This window comes from Streptomyces sp. NPDC043680, assembly GCF_056436685.1.
On record NZ_JBWKCE010000018.1, the window covers coordinates 14,395 to 32,413 of the forward strand.

Below are 18,019 nucleotides of genomic sequence, written 5' to 3' on the forward strand. Positions count from 1 at the left end.
GGCGATGCCAACAAGGATCGCGGCCCAGGGCCCCGAGCCTGGCAGGAGCATCCGATGATGACGAACAAGACGCTGAGCGTCGCGGCCCGCCTTCGACGAGCCGGGCCCTGGCCACGTGAGGGTTTCGAACGACATCCAGCACTCTGCACGCAACCCGGCCGGTGGCCAGCGTAGGTGCGCATGGGCTCCAGATCGGCCTGCAGGCCAAGAGCACGCAGGATCCGTCGATGATCGCGCAGATCACCGAACTGCTATCAAGGGTTCGCGTGCCGCCTACGGCCCAGCCGCCGACACCCCGGCAGGTTTCGGCGGCGCAGGCGGTCATGACTCCTCATCAGGTGATTTAGCGATCAAGGTAATGTTCCCTGTGGGGTGTCAATCACCCCCTGAAGGGGGACGCAGAGTATGGAACTGACCGCAGAGATCGCCGCGTACCGGGCCGGTACCGGGGATCCCAGACGCCTGGTGGGCAAGTTCCGGCGGGCAGTGCTGCTTGCGCCCCTTGCCGACGGTGACTCGGACGCTGAGGGCGGGTTGATGTCGGCCGTCTCGGGTGGGATCCGCTGGTTCTACGCGTTCACGGACGAGGAGGCCTTCGCCCGGTTCGCCGAGGCCCGTGGGGAAGCCGGCCGCGAATGGCCCTACCTTGCGATCCTCGGTGCGCGTCTGGTCGATGCGGTCGTCCCGGAGGTGGACGGCCCCGCTGGCGTTGCCGTGAACGTGGCCGATGTGGACGGGTCGATGCTGTTTCCGCCCGTCGCCGGGATCGTCCCCGATGCATACGCGGTGGACATCGAAGCCGAGGCCAAGACCGAGTCCGGGGAGGTGGCCTGATGGCCGGCGATGGTGATCTTGAGGTATCCCCGCAGGCGGTGGCCGCGATCCAGAAGGGTCTGCGGGCTGCGATATCGGAGCTGCGCGAGTCGGGGGATGCGGCCGGGGCCTCGCAGGGGGCCGGGTTCGAGAACCTGTCGATGACGGCGATGGAGACCGGGCACGGCGCGTTGTCGAAGGACTTCGAGGACTTCTGCGAGCGCTGGGAGTGGGGCGTGCGCAGCCTCGTCCAGAACGCCTCCACCCTCGCGGGCAACCTCGGCATCGCCGCGGGGACGATGTGGGAGGAGGAGCAGTACATCCACGGCACGTTCAAGGTGGCGGTCAATGCGGCGTACGGAAACCCGCACGCCAGTGAGGACGAGATCGAGAAGAAGTCCTGGGGCGACATCTTCAGCGCCGACGTCTACAAGCCGGACTACAGCGCCGAGTCGTTCCAGAAGAGCTCGGAAGACATCAAGCAGACCTGGTCCGACACCAAGGACACGGTGACCTCGTCGGGGAGGATCGGGTCGCTGAAGGACCTGCTGGAGCAGACGAAGGACAACGGGGGCGGTAACTGATGGGCTGGCGGGATGTCATACCGGACTCGATCGAGGACAAGGTCGAGAAGGGCGTCGAGAAGGTCGGCGACTTCGTCGAGTGGAGCGGTGGCAAGGCCGCCGACCTCGCCGACGAGGTCGGCCTGGACGAGGCCGGCGACTGGATCCGTGACAAGTCCCGCTCGGCAGCCAACCAGCTCGGCGCCGACGTCTCCGAGCTGGAGCTCGGCCAGACCGAGGACCCCAAGAAGCTCGTCTACGGCAGCGTCTCCAAGATCCGCGCCCAGGTCTCCCACCTGAACGACTTCAAGGCCGCCTTCGAGTCGGTCGGCGACGGTCTGAAGACCATGACCCAGCCCGAGGGCCTGAAGGGCAAGACGGCAGACACGTTCCGCGAGAAGGTGGCCAAGGAGCCGCCGCGCTGGTTCAAGGCCGCCGACGCCTTCGGCAAGGCCGCCGACGCGATGAATCGTTTCGCCGACACGGTGGAATGGGCGCAGGGCAAGGCCAAGGAGGCCCTGGACGACTACAACAAGGCCAAGAAGGCCTCCGAGGACGCCCGCACCGCGCACAACAAACTCGTCAAGGAATACAAGGACGCCTACGAGGCGAAGAAGGAACACCTGCCCCCGAAGCCGTCCGACGACTTCCACGACCCGGGCAAGGCGATGGCCCACGCCGCCCAGGAGAAGCTCGACAACGCCCGCAAGCAGCGCAACGAGGTCGCCGACACCACCGCGGCAGCCGTCCGCGCTGCCCGAGACGCCGCCCCGCCCAAGCCCTCGTACAGCCAGCAGCTCGGTGATGCCGAGCAGTATTTCGTACTGGCCGGCACCCACCTCCTCGGAGGTGTCGTCAAAGGCACGGCCGGCACGGTCAACTTCGCCCGCGCCCTCAACCCGCTCGACCTCTACAACCTCTCGCACCCCGCCGAGTACGTAACCAACCTCAACTCCACGGCCGCAGGCCTGGTCACCATGGCCAACGACCCGTGGGGCGCGGGCAAGCAGATGCTCGACGAGTTCATGAAGGACCCCTCCGAAGGCATCGGCAAACTCATCCCCGAACTCATCGGCTCCAAGGGCGCCGGCGCCTTCAAAAAGCTCAGCTCCACCGCCAAACACCTCGATGACCTGAAAGGCCCTGCCCGCAAGTCGATCGATGGGGACGCCGCGAGGACGTCCCGCACGAAGGACGCCGTCGAAAGCGGGAACACCGACCCGATCGACCTCGCCACCGGAGCGATGTTCCTGCCGCAGACGGACGTCGTCCTGCCGGGCACGCTGCCGCTCGTCTTCACCCGGCGCGTGGCGTCGGACTACCGGGCCGGGCGCTGGTTCGGGCCATCCTGGGCATCCACGATCGACCAGCGCCTCGAGATCGATTCCGAAGGCGTCGTGTTCGTGGGAGAGGACGGCATGCTGCTGGCCTATCCCCATCCGGCTCCGGGCGTCCCGGTCATGCCGGAAGCCGGCCCCCGCTGGTCCCTCGACCGGGACGCGGACGGCGAGTACACCCTCACCGACCCGGCCTTCGGCAACGTCCGGCGCTTCACCTCGTCCCGCGACGACTTCGCGCTGCTCACCCGGATCGACGACCGCAACGGTAACTGGATCACCTTCGAGTACGACGACGCCGACGCACCGGCAGCGATCGTCCACCACGGCGGTTACCACCTGAAACTCACGACCCGCGAAGGCAGGGTCATCGCCCTGCACCTCGCTGCAGCCGGTCCCGATGGCACGGACCAGGAGATCCTGCGCTACGCGTACACGGACGGGAACCTCACCGCTGTCACCAACTCCTCCGGCCGACCTCTGCAATTCACCTACGACGAGCGTGCCCGGGTCACCTCGTGGACCGATACCAACGGCAGCCACTATCAATACGTCTACGACGACCGGGACCGGTGCGTGGCCCAGGGAGGCGCCGAAGGCCACCTCTCGGTCCGTCTGGACTACGGCAGCTCCGATCCCGTGACCGGACTACGCGTCACCACCATGACCACGGGCTGCGGAGCAGTCCACCGGTACGTCGTCAATGAGGCCCACCAGATCGTCGAGGAGATCAGCCCCGTCGGCGCTGTCACCCGCTACGAACGTGACCGGTACAACCGGTTGCTGAGCCGGACGGACGCCCTCGGCCGGACGCACCGCTTCTCATACGATGCCCTGGGCCGGCTCACCGCGATGGTACGCCCCGACGGCCGCGAGTCGATCGCGGAGTACAACGAGCTCGGGCTTCCGACGAGGGTCGTCAATCCGGACCGGACGACCATCCGCCAGGAGTACGACGCACGGGGCAACCGCACCGGCGTGACGGACCCGTCCGGCGCCCTTACCCGGTACACCTACGACGAGGCGGGGCGCCTGACCGCCATCACCGACGCCCTGGGCCACACGAGCCGCATCGCAAGTGATGCGGCTGGTCTGCCCATCGCGGTCACCAATCCGCTTGGGGCGACCACCCGCCTCACACGGGACCCGTTCGGCCGCACCTCCGCCATCACCGACCCCCTGGGCAACACGACCCGCCTCTTCTGGACGCCGGAGGGCAGACTTGCACGCCGGATCGAAGCGGACGGCAGCGAGGAGACCTGGACGTACGACGGCGAGGGCAACTGCCTCACCCACACGAACGCCGTCGGCGCCGTCTCCCGGTTCGAGTACACGCACTTCGACCTCATGACCGCCCGCACGGGCCCCGACGGCGTTCGCCACGCGTTCACGTACGACCACGAGCTCCGGCTGGTCCAGGTGCGCAATCCCCAGGGCGCGACCTGGGACTACGAGTACGACGCCGCGGGCTGTCTGGTGTCGGAGACCGACTTCGACGGCCGGCCCCTGGCCTACCAGCGCGACGCGGTCGGTCGGGTCACCGCCCGTACCGATGGGCTCGGGCAGACCATCCGCTATGTGTGGGACGACCTCGACCGCATCGTCGCCAAGGACGCCGCTGGAGACGTCACCACGTTCGCGTACGACTTCTCCGGCCGGCTCGCGGAGGCAGCCAACGCGGCCGCTACGGTCACCTACCTCCGCGACCGCAGCGGCCGCCTTCAGTCCGAGACGGTCGACGGCCGCACGACGAGCTACACGTACGACGCTCTCGGCCGACGCATCAGCCGCACCACCCCAACGGGGTCGGTGAGCACCTGGGCCTACGACCCCGCGGGGCGCCGGTCCCTGCTCACAACCGCCGGGCGTACCCTCACCTTCGATCACGACGCCGCGGGACGGGAGATCGGACGTCACGTCGGCGAGCTCACCTTCACGTCCGAGTTCGACCCGCGCGGCCGTCTTCGCACGCAGCAGGTCACGAGCGCCGGCCGCAGCATCCAGCGGCGCGACTACGCCTACCGGGCCGACGGGCACCTCATACGCATCCACGACCAGCTGTCGGGGCCGCAGACGTTCGAGCTCGATCCGGGAGGCCGCGTCACCGCTGTCCGGGCGGACGAATGGACCGAGCGGTACACCTACGACGAGTCAGGCAACCAGACCGCGGCTTCCTGGCCCGCCTCCCACCCCGGCCAGGAAGCCACCGGTCCCCGCGCCTACTCCGGTACCACCCTCACCCGGGCTGGCAAGGTCCGCTACGAACACGATGCACTCGGTCGCACCACCCTGCGTCAGGTGACCCGGCTCTCGCGCAAGCCGGACACCTGGCACTACACCTGGGACGCGGACAACCGCCTGACGGCGGTCACCACCCCGGACGGCTCGCGCTGGAGGTATTCCTACGACCCGCTGGGGCGCCGCACCGCCAAGGAGCGTCTCGCAGACGACGGCACGACGGTGGTGGAGCGGATCACCTTCACCTGGGACGGGGACACGCTGTGCGAGCAGCTCGAGGAGCAGCTGGTCCAGGGCTGCGGGCGCGGCGACCGCATCGCCCTGTCCTGGGACCACGACGGCCTGCGCCCGCTCACGCAGACGGAACGCCGGTTCAGCGCGGACGCCCCCCAGGATGCTGTCGACGAGCGCTTCTTCTCCATCGTCACCGATCTAGTGGGCGCCCCGCGGGAGCTCGTCGACGAGGCGGGCCGCCTGGCCTGGTACACGCGCAGCACGGTGTGGGGCACGACGACGTGGGCGGCATCGAGCACCGCCTACACGCCGATCCGCTTCCCTGGGCAGTACTTCGACCCTGAGACGGGGCTGCACTACAACCGCTTCCGCTACTACGACCCGGAATCGGGACGTTACGCGTCCTCGGACCCGCTAGGACTTTCACCGGCGCCGAATCCCATAGCATACGTCAGTAATCCGCATAGGCTGGCGGACCCGATGGGACTGTTCTCGTGTACGGACGCCCGGCACCCCATGGACTACATGGAGGACAATGCGATCCCGGCCGGGCATCCGGTCACGCATGGCCCGACGGCGACTCTGATCGGGTCCGACGGGCCGAGCACGCGCAACTTCCAGAATGTGCTGAACGCGGGCGAGCACGACGTCGTCGCCCACGGCAGCCGGGACGGATTCCTGGAGATGCCGGGGGGCAACGTCAATTCCGGTCAGATCGTGGATGCCGTCCGGAACAACCCGAATTATGATGGGGGGCCTCTGCGGCTCATGGTGTGCCACTCAGGATCGGACACCGCCTGGACCGCCCAGCGGATCGCCAACGAACTCGGAACCACGGTGCGGGCGCCTACGGACAGGGCGGGAACCAACCCGCTGCTGGGGCCGGGACAGACGCCCGTGGTGGACAACGGTGGCTACTGGAGGGTGTTCCTCCCGATGGTTGAAGGGTGACGTGGATGGAATTGATCGGCTTCTATCGCGAAATGCAGCCGGAGCCCAAGGAGGTCTTTCACGAATCCCTCAGGGACCAGGTGAGGAGCGAGGCCGGGTATCCGAAGGCAGAGGTCACGCGGTATCTCGAAGCGGGACATCCGATCTTCGACGTCATGGAAATGACACGGGATGTCCTGCGAGGGTCGTTCACAGTACCCGGCGGTTCCTCGCTGCTGTCCGACGGGCGGTTTGTATGGCGCGCTGATCTGGCTCGGTACGTCGGCGCCTACAACATCGAACTGCCGCAGGAGTTCCTCTCCTTCGCCGCCGGGAACGGATTCTCAGTACCCGCCCCGGACTACGAGCGGCTGCTGGGCATCTCCGTGGCCGCGACACGGGCGCTCGGTTTCCGGCTCGACAAGGGCGCCGAGCCTGGTGCCGGCGCATGACGGGGTGACACCCCTTGCGCGGGCGGTGGCACCGACCCCGACCCGCCCTCCTCGGCCACCTGTCGCCTGCTCACCGAATGCCTGGACCTGATCACCACCACCGTGGTCGATGACCTGGTGGACGGCGAACGGGCCGCCGTGGCCAGGCTGCGAGCCGCCGACGAGGCCCTGCGCGAGCTGATCGCCACCTATGTCGAGGCCTACGGGAAAGGATGACGGATGTGGCGGAGGGGCGGAATCCAGGCCGAGAAGCTCACGAGGCGCCATGCACGGTGAAACCAACACTCGACTGCGACTGGGATGCTACGGTGACGGGCCCACCCCTGCCCCTCACCCCGCGTTTCGGCTTTCGCGACTTCCGCGTGACGATCGCGCCCTACGCGAACGCGGAGGAACGGGGACGGTTCCTCATGAGCACTTTCGGCAGTGCGGCGTGGCTGTGGGACACCCCCGACGAACTCCGATTCGATCCAGTCAGCCGAGAACTGGTCGGAGCCGAATTCCAGATCGCCGGTGACGCCGCCGCTGCCGGCGACTGTGCCCGCGTTCCCACCACACCCCTCGCCCAGCCGGGCGGCCTTCACGCGGAAGAAGCCCGAGACTTCCGGCTGGAGGCGACCACGGAACTCTGCCGCGCCCCCGGGGACACCATGCTGACCTGCCTGCGGAACCTCGACGTCCTCGACGAGCCACTGGACGCCCGCATCGGAATCGCACCCGACGTGGCGCTCCTCGTCCAGCACGGCACCGTCGTCGGCTGGAGCCTCACGGATCCCGTGCGCTACCTGACCAGCGGGTTCACCGCCCCGGACCCGGCTCCTCCCGCCCCGGCCACCCGACTCCTGTTCACCCAATGCCTGGACCTGATCACCACATCGCTGCTCGACGAGGTAAGGAACCGAAACCCGGTCGCCCTCACCAGCCTCCGGACGCTCGACCGCGCCCTGCGGAACCAGCGCGAGGACCGCCACCGGGCCGACGCCCTGATCGCGTTCATCGCGGAACTGGTCGAGGACTACGGGTAACCGTGAAGCTGAGTTCGACGGCGGGTGGCCGGCAGCGGCGACGGGCGCACGTCGCGAACGCTGTGGGGCGTCACGCCAGGGAACCGCGACGCGACGGCGCACACGCCTCTTCGCCTTCCCGGTCAGTACTTCGATGCCGCTGGTTCGCCGCCTCGCGCACGGAGGCGACCAGCCGGGTCAGCGTCGTCACCCTGGGCAGCAGCACGCGGCACTCGCGCAGCCAGCCGGCCGCCGCGTCGAACAACGCCTTCGGGCCCTCGCCCGTCGTCCCGGGTCAATCCCCGTGGCGGGGGCGCCATTCCTTCGCCCGGCATGTCGACGATCTCGTCGAGTTGCTTGACGCATGGGGCGTGCCCAGAGCTGTGCTGATCGGGCACTCCTACGGTACTGACCTGGCGAGCCGGTTCTGCCTGACGCATCCTGACCGGGTTGCCGCCATGCTTCTGATGTGCGGGCCGTTCGTCGGTGATTGGCGTACCGGGGACCGAGCGGAGCGAGGCCGCCGCATGTCCGCAGGGTGAGAATCTTGTCGAGACGGGCGAGGCGTGCGCGCGACGTCGAGCGCAGCCGGGCAGCGGGGAGGCGGTCGAGGACGTCGAGGGCCCGCTGAGCGGCGTCTGAGGGCTGGGTGGGTGCCTCGGCCTGCGCGAGGACCAGGGTGGCAGCAGCCCAGCCGGGGGTGGCCACGGCAGTGGACGCGATGGCCGTTTCGAGCGAGGAGTTCGAGGCCGCCGTCGCATTTTCGCTCGGCGACGACGGATCGGTTCGCTGGGTGACGTGGGCCTGCGGTGCACCAAGGACGGATTCTGCGGGGTGTATGCCGACTGGAAGATCGACTACGGCCCCACGGATCACCTCCTGACCATGGTCTAGGTCTGCTGGGCGACTGCCCGGGCGGGCTGGGGTTCGTTAGGTGCCGTCGCGGAGCATGGCGAAGAGGACGTCGGCCCGGCGTCGGGCGAGGCAGGGTAGGCCTGGCTGTGGTGCTTGCCCTGGGCGAGCTGCGAGAGCAGCTTGCCCTGGGCGAGCTGCGAGAGCGTCGCAGGCACAACCTCCCGAGTGGGGCGTCGGCGCCCGAGTGTGGTGGTTCATGTCACAGCAGAATTTGACCGAGTCGTTTGGATTGGTCGGGCACGCCGAGGCCGGCCGGAGGCCAAGTTCATCAGGAGCCCATGAGCACCTGCCGAACCAGGGCTGAGGTTGGTCTGGGGAGGGGCCCTGGCCAACTTGCCGCATATAGAGCCCAACTGGGTGCAGGGCGATCCCAGTAGGCGTCAGCCCGCCATGTTGCGTACGGGGCGGCCTGCTTCAGTCAGGACTTCGCTGATCTGTTCTTCGTGGTGCCCGCAGGCCTGGCTGACAGCCGCTCACAAGGACGCGGGGCGCACCGTATATGCACGCTCTGACATAGGCGCGAACCAGCCAATGGTGAGTGTTTGCGCCATCCGGGCAGTGCTGCTTCCATGTCGCCATCTCACCGCCCCTGACCTGCTGCTTCTGCCAGCGGAGGACGCGGTGTGCGCGGGTACTGGGTGACGACAAAGGGACTTGAAGTGCGGGACATCTACGAGCGGCTGCTTGCCGCGGCGAGTCTGCGTTCGACCGACGGGGCAATCCGCGTCAGCGCGGAGTACGAGCCGATCGGCGGTGCCGGGGACACGCTGTTCCCGCCAACCGTGAAAATCAAGGAAACCGATGGCGCCGGCTACCTCCTCGAACCCCGCTACGTGGACGGCGAGAAGGTCGAGGTGGTCTGGCTAGACCAGCCACAGTCGCAGGCCAACCGTTGCGAGCAGGCACTCATGGACGCCATCCGCGACGGATCCGCGTACCTTCCGCATCTGCTGCTGGTCACCGAGTCGGCGGGTGTCCCCGTGCGAACGACGAACCTGCAAGCGCCCCACCGGTCCAGGGACGCCTACTTCCGGGACGCCGAGGATGCGACTGGTGCTGCCTTCGACAAGACCGAGGCGGGCCGTGCCCTGCGCCAGGCGAGCTCCGAGGACTGGAGCGCCTATCTGCGCCTGGTGCCGAGCGATCTCGCGTATGGGGTGTGGGACTCGCACCGCAAGCGGCGTATCCAGGTGAAGATTCCGCGCGCGTACAAGTCGGCGATGATCGGCATCGCCCCGCTGATCGGGGTTCGCGGGGCCGGCCGCGTTGACCCGCTGAACCTGGCCGGCGACACGGTGCAGGTGTCCGAATCCGGCTGGACGCCCGTCGAGGGGACCAAGGCGCCCAAGGGCGCCAAGACGGCACGGATGTCCGAGCTCGGGCACGGCATGATCCCGCCCTCGGAGGGACTGGGTGGCGTCTCGGTGCGCTCTGTCCAGCGCGAGGCGAGTCTTGCGATGGCCCAGCTGGCCTCGCTGCGCTTCGGTGACGCCGGTGAGGAGTTCACGGCGGCGGCGCGCGCTCTGGTGGCAGCAATCGCTCTGCTGGGCGACCGGCTGGCCTTCGCCTCGCCCGCGCTGCGTCTGCGCTCAGGCTGTGACCTGGTGCTCGTTTCGGAGCGGGTGCAGTGGGTTCAGCGCGGCCGGGACGGGCGTCCCCAGGAGGAGCCGCTGGCGGTGAACACCGTGCAGGAGGCACTGGCCCTCTTCGAGATCGCGTCCGAGCGGGCGCGCGCGGCGGGCCTGGAGTGGTCCGCCGAGCCGGTGGCGCTGAAGCCGAACGCGAGCCTGCAGCAGGCCATCGACAAGTCGTTCCTGTCCGATGGCGTCGGCGAGGCAGAGGGCGAGTGACGGCATGCCATTTCGTATAACTGTTCATCTGCTGGACCCCGTCTACCAGGCCTCGACGCTGGACCGTGGCGCGGCCGAATGGCCGCCCCACCCCTACCGGGTGTTCTGCGGCCTGGTGTCGGTGGCCGACCCGAAGGACCCGGCTCAGGACGCCGCCCTCCAGTGGCTGGAACAACAGCCCGCCCCGACCGTGCGGGTGCCCGAACGCACTGCCGAGGCCGCCTCCCCGCGCGGCGCGTGGGTGCCGACCAACGGGATCGAGAAGACAAAGCCCAGCCACGCAGTGCTGCCCGGCCGGACGGCCGGCGGAAAGCCGAAGGTCTGGCCCGAGCGCACCCTTGCCGAGCCGACGGTGGAGTTCGAGTGGCCCACCGAACCACCAGCAGGCGTCCACACGGTCCTGGAGATGCTGGCGAGGTCTGTGCCGTACATCGGCCGGGCCACCGGCCACGCCTTCGTACACGCCGCGATCCGGCCCGCCGGCGAGGAGAGTGCCCCCGACGAGGGCCAGTGGCAGGTGTGGGAGCCGACCGGCGACAGCGACGCACACCGAGCGGACGCACAATCCCTGCGCATCCCGTACCCGGGGCTGCTGGCACAGCTGCGGTGGGCTCACGAAGAGGGCCAGAGCGCCTACCAGCAGGCGCGCCCGCACCCCTATTTCCTGCGCGGCACGGTGGCCGAGGACGAAGAACCCACCGTGCTGGAAGGGCCGTACTCGGATCTCCTGTCCTTCGCGTTCCCGCCCGGCTTCTCGCTGGACCCGGCCCTCACCTTGAAGGTCACCGGCGCCCTGCGAAGCACGGTCAGCACCCTGCTGGACGAGGCCGGTCACGACGTGGACGCCATGGTCGCGGTCCACGGCCACAAGGCACCCGGCGACGAGCGACGGCTGTGCGCGTTCGTCGCCTACCCGTTCGTCGGACACCACCACGCCGACGGCAGGCTGCGCGGCGTGGGCGTTGCCCTGCCCTCCGACCTGGAACCGGCTCACCGCCGCGCTCTGCTGGCGATCCTGCTGCGCGCCGGTGGCGGCCTGGCCGAACTGAACGTCCCGGCCGTATCCAAGCCGATCCGCCTGACCTACATCAGCACGGGCGCCACACCGACCGACGCCATCCGCACCGTACGGCCGCAGCGCTGGACACGACCCGCCCGCGAGTGGACCACGGCACTGCCGATGGTGCTGGACTTCTTCCCCAAGCGCCACGGCCGAGAGATCGAGGCCTCGGTGGCCGCCAGCTGCCGCCTCGCCGGCCTTCCCGAGCCCGTTGCCATAGAAGTCCTGCACTCGGGCGCCTACGCGGCCGGAGCCCCCACGCTCCCCGCGCGCGCCCTGCGCCGCAAGGCCGACGAGCGCCCGCTGCCCGCCCGGCACGTCCGCCTGCGATTCGCCCAACCAGTGACCGGCCCGGTGCTGCTCGGCAGCAAGAAGAACTACGGCCTGGGCCTGTGCCTGCCCACCCATCCGCAGGAGAAGTCGGCATGAGCCTCACCCCGGAACACGACCTTCGGCTGGAAGAGTTCCCCGACTTCGTCCAGGAAGTCCGAGGCCACCGTCCCTTTCCCTGGCAGACCGCCTACCTCCACGAGGTCGCCGACCGCGGCACCTGGCCGGACCTGGACATCCCCACCGGCCTCGGCAAGACCAGCATCATCGACATCTGGGCCTTCCTCCTCGCCTGGCAGCACGCTTCCGGCACCCGCCGGACGGTGCCACTGCGGCTGTTCTTCGTCGTCGACCGGCGCCTGGTCGTCGACCAAGCCCACGACAGTGCCCGCGCTCTTCAGCACGCCCTCGACACCGCACTGCCAGACACCGTGATAGCCCGCGTCGCACGCGCCCTGCGCGAGATCGCGGGTTCCGGTTCGGCGTTGGAGAGCGTGCGGATGCGCGGCGGCGTCGACTGGGCCTCACGCTGGCTGCGCTCTCCCGCCCAGCCGGCCGTCATCACCTCCACCGTCGACCAGTACGGCAGCCGCCTGCTCTTCCGCGGCTACCACACCAGCCCCCGCATGCGACCCATCGACGCCGCCCTGTGCGGCATAGACGCGCTGCTCGCCGTGGACGAGGCCCACATCGCCCTGCCGCTGCTCGTCACGGCCACCGACTGCGCCGCCTACCAAGGCACCGCCACCCAGCCCGAGTTCGCCGACCGGGCCGTCAAGGTCGTCAGCCTCTCCGCGACCGCCTCAACCGGCCCCGACCGGCCACGCCACTCCATCACCGGCGCCGACCGAACGCACCCTGTGGCCGGCAGGCGCCTGGCCGCCCGGCGGCGCCTGACCCTGCTGGACGCCTCTGCCGACGCGAAGAACACCGCTGAAGCCTTCGCACGCGCCGCCGAATCTGCCGTCGACACACTGCTGCCGATCGTGGAACGCCCGGTGATCGGCGTGGTCGCCAACACCATCCGAGCCGCCCGCGCCACCTACCGCCTGCTGTCCCAGCGCGACGACGTGGACGTGGTGCTGCTGACCGGCCGCTCCCGCACCCTGGACCGCGAACGACTGCTCGCCAGCACGCTCGTCACCGAACTCCTCACCGGCGTGAACGCGGAGCGCGTCAGGCCGCTCGTCGTGGTCGCCACCCAGACCGTCGAGGTCGGCATAGACATCTCCTTCGCCGGCCTCATCACGGAGAACGCGGCCCTCGCCGCGCTCATCCAGCGCCTGGGCCGCCTTGACCGCACCGGCGACCTCCACCTCGCCCCCGCACTCGTGATCCGTGCCAGCACCCAGAGCGACCAGTCCTCCATCCCCGTCTACGGAGAGGCCGCCGAACACGTCTGGAACTGGCTCACCGACCAGACTCCCGCCTTGCCCGCGACCGACCTCGATAGGACCGCCCTCGCCCAGGCACTGCCGGGCGGCCTGCTGGTCAATCCGCTTACCCTGCCCGGCCTGCTCGCCGACGTCGACACCACCCTCTTGAACGTGGCACCGCCGCGTATACCCGTGGTGCATCGCACGCTCCTCGACTCCTGGACCCGCACCAGCCCCACCCCTGTCCCCGACCAGGACCCAGCCCCGTTCCTGCACGGCCTGGACACCACCCCCAAAGACGTTCAGGTCCTGTGGCGAGCCGACCTTCATGAGGTCGACGGACGGCCGGACTTTGACCAGTGGATGGTCCGCATGCGGCAGATCCCTCCTCACCCGGGCGAAACCGTCGCCATTCCCGCAGCGCAACTCCGCCGCTTCCTCACCCGTACCGCGGGCGCAGACGACACCAGCGACCTCGAATCCACCCCGCCGCCCCATGAACCCGCCCCCGGACCGAAGAAGCAGAAGCAGCCGCGCATGGCGCCGGTGCTGTCCTTCGACGAGGTCCAAGGCGAATGGGTGCCGGTGACCGAAGCGAACGACATCCGGCCGGGCAGCACCGTGGTCCTGCCCAGCCACTACGGCGGCCACGATGCCTACGGCTGGTCCGGCACCCGCGACCTGCCCACCTGTGACCTCGGCGACTTCCCGCCCGCCGCCACCGCCCCCACCCGCATCCACGCGCCCCTGCTCACCCTCCTCGCCGGCGGCGACGACCACCTCACCGAGACCCTCACCAAGACCATCACCCGAGCTGTCGGGCTCCTGCAGGCGGCGGAACAGGAGGAGGCCGTCATCGTCCATAACCTCCTCGACACCCTCCTGGGGCACCTGAACCGGCACACGGGGGACGGCGCGTACGCCGACCTGGCCCGTGACCGCCTGAGCCACCTTCGGACGGTTGGGCAGTGGACCGTAGAACCCACCGGCCGTACCGAACGCCGAGGACGCATCGTCCTGGACCCCGACGAACCCGCCCGTCTCCTCCTCATCCCCCCACACCTGCCCGTAGGACAGCGAGAACAAGGCGCGGGAGTCGGCGACGAGAGCGCCGACTCCAGCTCCCTGACCAGGCCCGTCCCCCTCAGCCAGCACAGCCTGGCCGTCGCAGACCGCACCGCAGCCTTCGCCGCCTACCTCGACCTGCCCACCAACCTCATCGACACGCTCCGCACCGCCGGCCACGCCCACGACTGCGGAAAGGCCCACAGCAGATTCCAGTGCATGCTGTGCGCCGGCGACCGGCTCCTCGCCGAATCCCTCGACGAACCCCGAGCGAAATCCGGCATGGACCCCGCCGACCACGCCGCACGCCGACGCGCCGCCAGACTCGCCCAGTGGGATCCCGAGATGCGCCACGAAGCACTCAGCGCCCTCGCCGTCACCGCCTGGCTCGAAACCCAGCCCGACCATGCACGCGGAACCGACGATGAACTTCTCATCCACCTCGTCGCCGCCCACCACGGACACGCCCGTCCGCTCCTGCCCCCGGTCACCGACCCCTCACCACAGGCCGTGACCTGCACCATGCCCGACAACCAGCAGATCACCGTCAACAGCGCCAACATGGGCACCGACTGGAACGGACCCGACCGCTTTCACGCCCTCAATCGCCACTACGGACCCTGGGGCCTAGCCCTCCTCGAAGCCGTCCTCCGCCTCGCCGACATGGCCTGCTCCGAAGAAGGCACCTGACCATGCCGATGCCCACCCACCAGCTCGAACTCCCCGCCCTCTACGGAAGCTCACCCCTTGGCTTCCTCGCCGCACTCGGCACCCTCCACCTCACCACCCACATCCTCGACCAAGCCCCCCGCCTCTCCTGGAGCGGACCCGACGCACCCGCCGTTCTCCACACCCACCACCCCCTCACCCACCAGACACTCGCCGACCTCCTCACCACCCAGCTGCCCAACCAGCCCAACAAAGACCCGATGGCCGTCGCCCCCGGCATCCTCGACCAACCCCGCCACCCCGAACCCGGCTCACCCAACGACCCACTCCAGATGCCCATCGACGAAGCCCTCACCCGGCTCCGCGGCCATGCCAAGGCTGAACGCGACCACGACGACAACCGCGCCCACTGGTTCACCTCACTGATCAACACGCTCAGCCTCACCCCGGGCAAGACCAACAAGAAGGAGACCGCAAAGAGCAACGCCACGGATCGCGGAGCCCTCTACACCCGCACCACCCCCCACTTCGGCCGGACCGGCCAGATGACGCTGCCCAACAACTGGACCATCGCCGCCCAGCATTGCCTGAAAGCCCCCACCCACATCCACGCAGCGCTCACCCGCTGGCAGCGAGTCGACGACTACGCCGGCGCCAACCTCGACTACCTCTCCACCGGTGACGCCCACATGGTCAGCCACGGCAAAGCCAGCCAACAGGGCGTTCCGGGCGCCACCTGGCTCGCTCTCCACGGCTTCGCCGCCTTCCGCCTCACCGGCAACACCAACCGACCTGCGGCCACCAATTGGGACACTGCCACCAATGCCCTGATCTGGCCCATCTGGCAATCACCCCACACGGCGACCACCCTCGCCACCCTCCTCGAACACCCCGACATTCGAACCCACACCCCAAGCCGGACCCGACTCCACAACCTCGGCGTCACCGCCCTCTACACCGCACCCCGCACACGCCTCAGAAACGGCGACGGCCCCCTACAACCAGGGCGCCTCATTCCGACGAAGCTCGACGGACTTCGGAACCCCAAGCCCACCAAGACACGCCGAACCACACCGAAGCCAGAAGCCGGATAAGTAGCGTGTCCACCATGGCGAAGCCCGCCAGCAGTACCCCTGCGGCTCCTGCGGTGCTGGTCGCTCTCCTGGGCCAGACAGCCGGCCCCGCGGGCACGCTCCGCGGCACCACTGCGGCATCTACAACGATGGCCGCCCGGGCGGCCTTGTTGGGCCATCTCTGCGGGTTCGACCCGCAGCACCACGACGGCACCTTGGTGAGGATCACGCCGGCCGCAATGGCCGCGACCATCTCCGTGGGCATGCCCCGCGGCACCACTGTGGCAGTACGGCGGCGTGGATGTGGAGCTGTGGGTCTTCCCGTCTCGCCTGGCACGGCCTGGACATCAACTCGGCCTCATAGGCCGCGCCGGTGTCCAGGCTGGTCGTGGGCTGAGCTGTTCCTGCGGACTTCTTCCCTAGCACCACTACGGCGCGATGGGCGTGCCGGTGGCCTGCATGCCAACTCGGTTCGTCTCTGCGGGTTCATCCCGCAGCACTACTACGGCGTGAATAACGGGGGCCTATGGGCCGTCGAGCGCCTCTTCGGTTCACCCCGCAGCACCACTTCGGTTCGATCAGACGGACCACCGTGCCCTCCGGGCTGGCGGGTCATTTTGTTCTGCAGCACCACCACGGCTTCCAGTTGAAGAGGAAGATGACCGCCGTCAGCGCGACGGGCTCTGGGTACGTCGCGCAGCGCCACGACGGTGACGAGATCGCCGAGTATCTGGCTAAGGCAGCGAACCCGTCACTGCGGCTTAACCCTGCAGCATCACTGCGGCGAGTGTTGGCGCCGGTCGGGGGGGCATTCCCTTCCAACAGACTCTGCGGCGCGCGTCCCGCAGCACCATTGAGGCAGGGCATAGGCGACCAGCTCGCGGATCAGGGTCAGGGCCGATTCTGCGGGCTCCCCCTGCAGCACCACTGCGGCCCGTCGGGAGCGATCCGCTGCTTCACCCGGACTCCACCGTCTCTGCGGGTACGACCTGCAGCACCACCGCGGCGTTAGGTATTCGATCAGAGCCGTGTCGTCAGCGGAGCCGTCCCTGCGGGCTTCGTCCCGCAACACCACTACGGCGATGGTGCCGAGATCGGTCTCATGCTGGGCTTAGCGCTATTCCTACGGGTTCTCCGCAGCACCACTACGGCGTGCCGGTGCCCATCTTGTGGGTGCTGCCGACCAGGATCGTCCCTGCGGGCTTCTTCCGCAGCACCACAACGGGATCGCCGCCGACGCGGAGACGAAAGCGAGCAACAGCTGTCTCTGCGGGTTGCTTCCGCAGCACCACTACGGGACCTGGGGCCTGGTCGCCTCCTCGGGCCCGGAAAGGCCTGTTTCTGCGGGTTTTCCCCCCCCCGCAGCACCACTGCGGCACCGCTACCTCGACGACGCGTCCATCCGCGAGCTACACCGTCTCCGTGGGTACGTCCTACCGGGACTCCATGACCCGGCTCAACCAGGCTCGGCGTGAGCCGTCTCCGTAGGCAGGTCCTGCGGCACCATTTCAGCTGGCCTCTGGCGGTCGCGGGCTCGGTCTGGCGCAACTGTTCCGCAGGTACCACCTGCGGCACCATCGCGGCACGTACCCGTTCCTCCCGACCGCGTGCGCGACCTGACGACTCCGCGGGCATGACCTGCGGCAGCACTGCGGCACTTCCTGGAGCGCGTCTCCCACAGCGGGGTCCAGCGGCCGTCTCGACAGGCACGACCTGCGGCACCACTCCGGCGCCCACTGGTACGCGATGGTCGGCGGTATCGCCGTCCCATACCTGCTACCTGCGGATTCGGCTCACAGCACCACTCGGGAATCCACACGTCTGCCTCGGCGATAGAGTTGACGACTAAACCTCTACGGGTCCGTCCCGCAGCACCACTGCTGTAGCTCATGGAACATCGGCGCCGCCTCGGAGAAGAACCGCTCCCTGCGGGCTCGCCCTGCAGCACCACTGCGGCTGTGACGGTATCAACGGATACCTCAACGGACCGTGCTCTGTCTCTGCGGGTTCATCCCGCAGCACCACTACGGCCCCCGTCGTCGACCCGGAAGGCACGTGAGACGCCCCGTGTCCCTGCGGGTTCATCTTGCAGCACCACCGTGGCCTACTG

Annotated in this window: 9 protein-coding genes and 3 pseudogenes; 10 read left to right on the forward strand and 2 right to left on the reverse strand. The window is 68.8% G+C overall.

The annotated features are described in order from the left end of the window. Positions 1–405: 405 nt before the first annotated feature. The 5 genes from AC0666_RS27460 to AC0666_RS27480 all read left to right on the forward strand — a co-directional run bounded on the left by AC0666_RS27460 (position 406) and on the right by AC0666_RS27480 (position 7,592). Positions 406–834 carry a hypothetical protein gene (locus AC0666_RS27460; RefSeq protein WP_478708485.1) on the forward strand — a complete coding sequence of 143 codons (429 nt, stop codon included), beginning with the start codon at positions 406–408 and terminating at the stop codon, positions 832–834. After that, positions 834–1,397, forward strand: coding sequence for a hypothetical protein (locus tag AC0666_RS27465; RefSeq protein WP_468974443.1), 564 nt, complete (start codon positions 834–836; stop codon positions 1,395–1,397). The genes AC0666_RS27460 and AC0666_RS27465 overlap by 1 nt, the downstream gene beginning before the upstream one ends. After that, positions 1,397–6,136 carry a putative T7SS-secreted protein gene (locus AC0666_RS27470; protein WP_478708486.1) on the forward strand — a complete coding sequence of 1,580 codons (4,740 nt, stop codon included), beginning with the start codon at positions 1,397–1,399 and terminating at the stop codon, positions 6,134–6,136. The genes AC0666_RS27465 and AC0666_RS27470 overlap by 1 nt, the downstream gene beginning before the upstream one ends. A 5-nt stretch (positions 6,137–6,141) precedes the next feature. Further along, positions 6,142–6,567, forward strand: coding sequence for a hypothetical protein (locus AC0666_RS27475; RefSeq protein WP_478708487.1), 426 nt, complete (start codon positions 6,142–6,144; stop codon positions 6,565–6,567). A 410-nt stretch (positions 6,568–6,977) separates the two neighbouring features. Beyond that, positions 6,978–7,592, forward strand: a complete 615-nt coding sequence (locus tag AC0666_RS27480) for a hypothetical protein (RefSeq protein WP_478708488.1) — start codon at positions 6,978–6,980, stop codon at positions 7,590–7,592. Positions 7,593–7,726: 134 nt separating this feature from the next. Here the strand turns inward: AC0666_RS27480 and AC0666_RS27485 are convergent. Then, positions 7,727–7,860: pseudogene (locus AC0666_RS27485) on the reverse strand (DUF4158 domain-containing protein); the annotation flags it as partial. Positions 7,861–7,879: 19 nt separating this feature from the next. Here AC0666_RS27485 and AC0666_RS27490 point away from each other — a divergent pair. After that, positions 7,880–8,113: pseudogene (locus tag AC0666_RS27490) on the forward strand (alpha/beta fold hydrolase); the annotation flags it as partial. 348 nt (positions 8,114–8,461) lie between these two features. Here the strand turns inward: AC0666_RS27490 and AC0666_RS27495 are convergent. After that, positions 8,462–8,596 (reverse strand): annotated as a pseudogene (locus tag AC0666_RS27495) (IS110 family transposase); the annotation flags it as partial. A 549-nt stretch (positions 8,597–9,145) separates the two neighbouring features. Between AC0666_RS27495 and cas7g the strand changes: the two are divergent. From cas7g to AC0666_RS27515, 4 genes are read left to right on the forward strand one after another with little or no spacing between them, the layout of a single operon-like run. Beyond that, positions 9,146–10,336: a type I-G CRISPR-associated RAMP protein Csb1/Cas7g gene (gene cas7g / locus AC0666_RS27500; protein ID WP_478708489.1), complete on the forward strand. Its 1,191-nt coding sequence runs from the start codon at positions 9,146–9,148 to the stop codon at positions 10,334–10,336. Positions 10,337–10,340: 4 nt separating this feature from the next. Further along, on the forward strand, positions 10,341–11,825 hold the full coding sequence (gene csb2 / locus AC0666_RS27505) for a type I-G CRISPR-associated protein Csb2 (RefSeq protein WP_478708490.1): 1,485 nt from the start codon (positions 10,341–10,343) through the stop codon (positions 11,823–11,825). Continuing rightward, on the forward strand, positions 11,822–14,857 hold the full coding sequence (gene cas3g, locus AC0666_RS27510) for a type I-G CRISPR-associated helicase/endonuclease Cas3g (protein ID WP_478708491.1): 3,036 nt from the start codon (positions 11,822–11,824) through the stop codon (positions 14,855–14,857). Before csb2 ends, cas3g begins: the two co-directional genes overlap by 4 nt. Before the next feature lie 2 nt (positions 14,858–14,859). Continuing rightward, positions 14,860–15,930 carry a type I-G CRISPR-associated protein, Cas3-extension family gene (locus tag AC0666_RS27515; RefSeq protein WP_478708492.1) on the forward strand — a complete coding sequence of 357 codons (1,071 nt, stop codon included), beginning with the start codon at positions 14,860–14,862 and terminating at the stop codon, positions 15,928–15,930. The last annotated feature ends 2,089 nt before the right edge of the window (positions 15,931–18,019 follow it).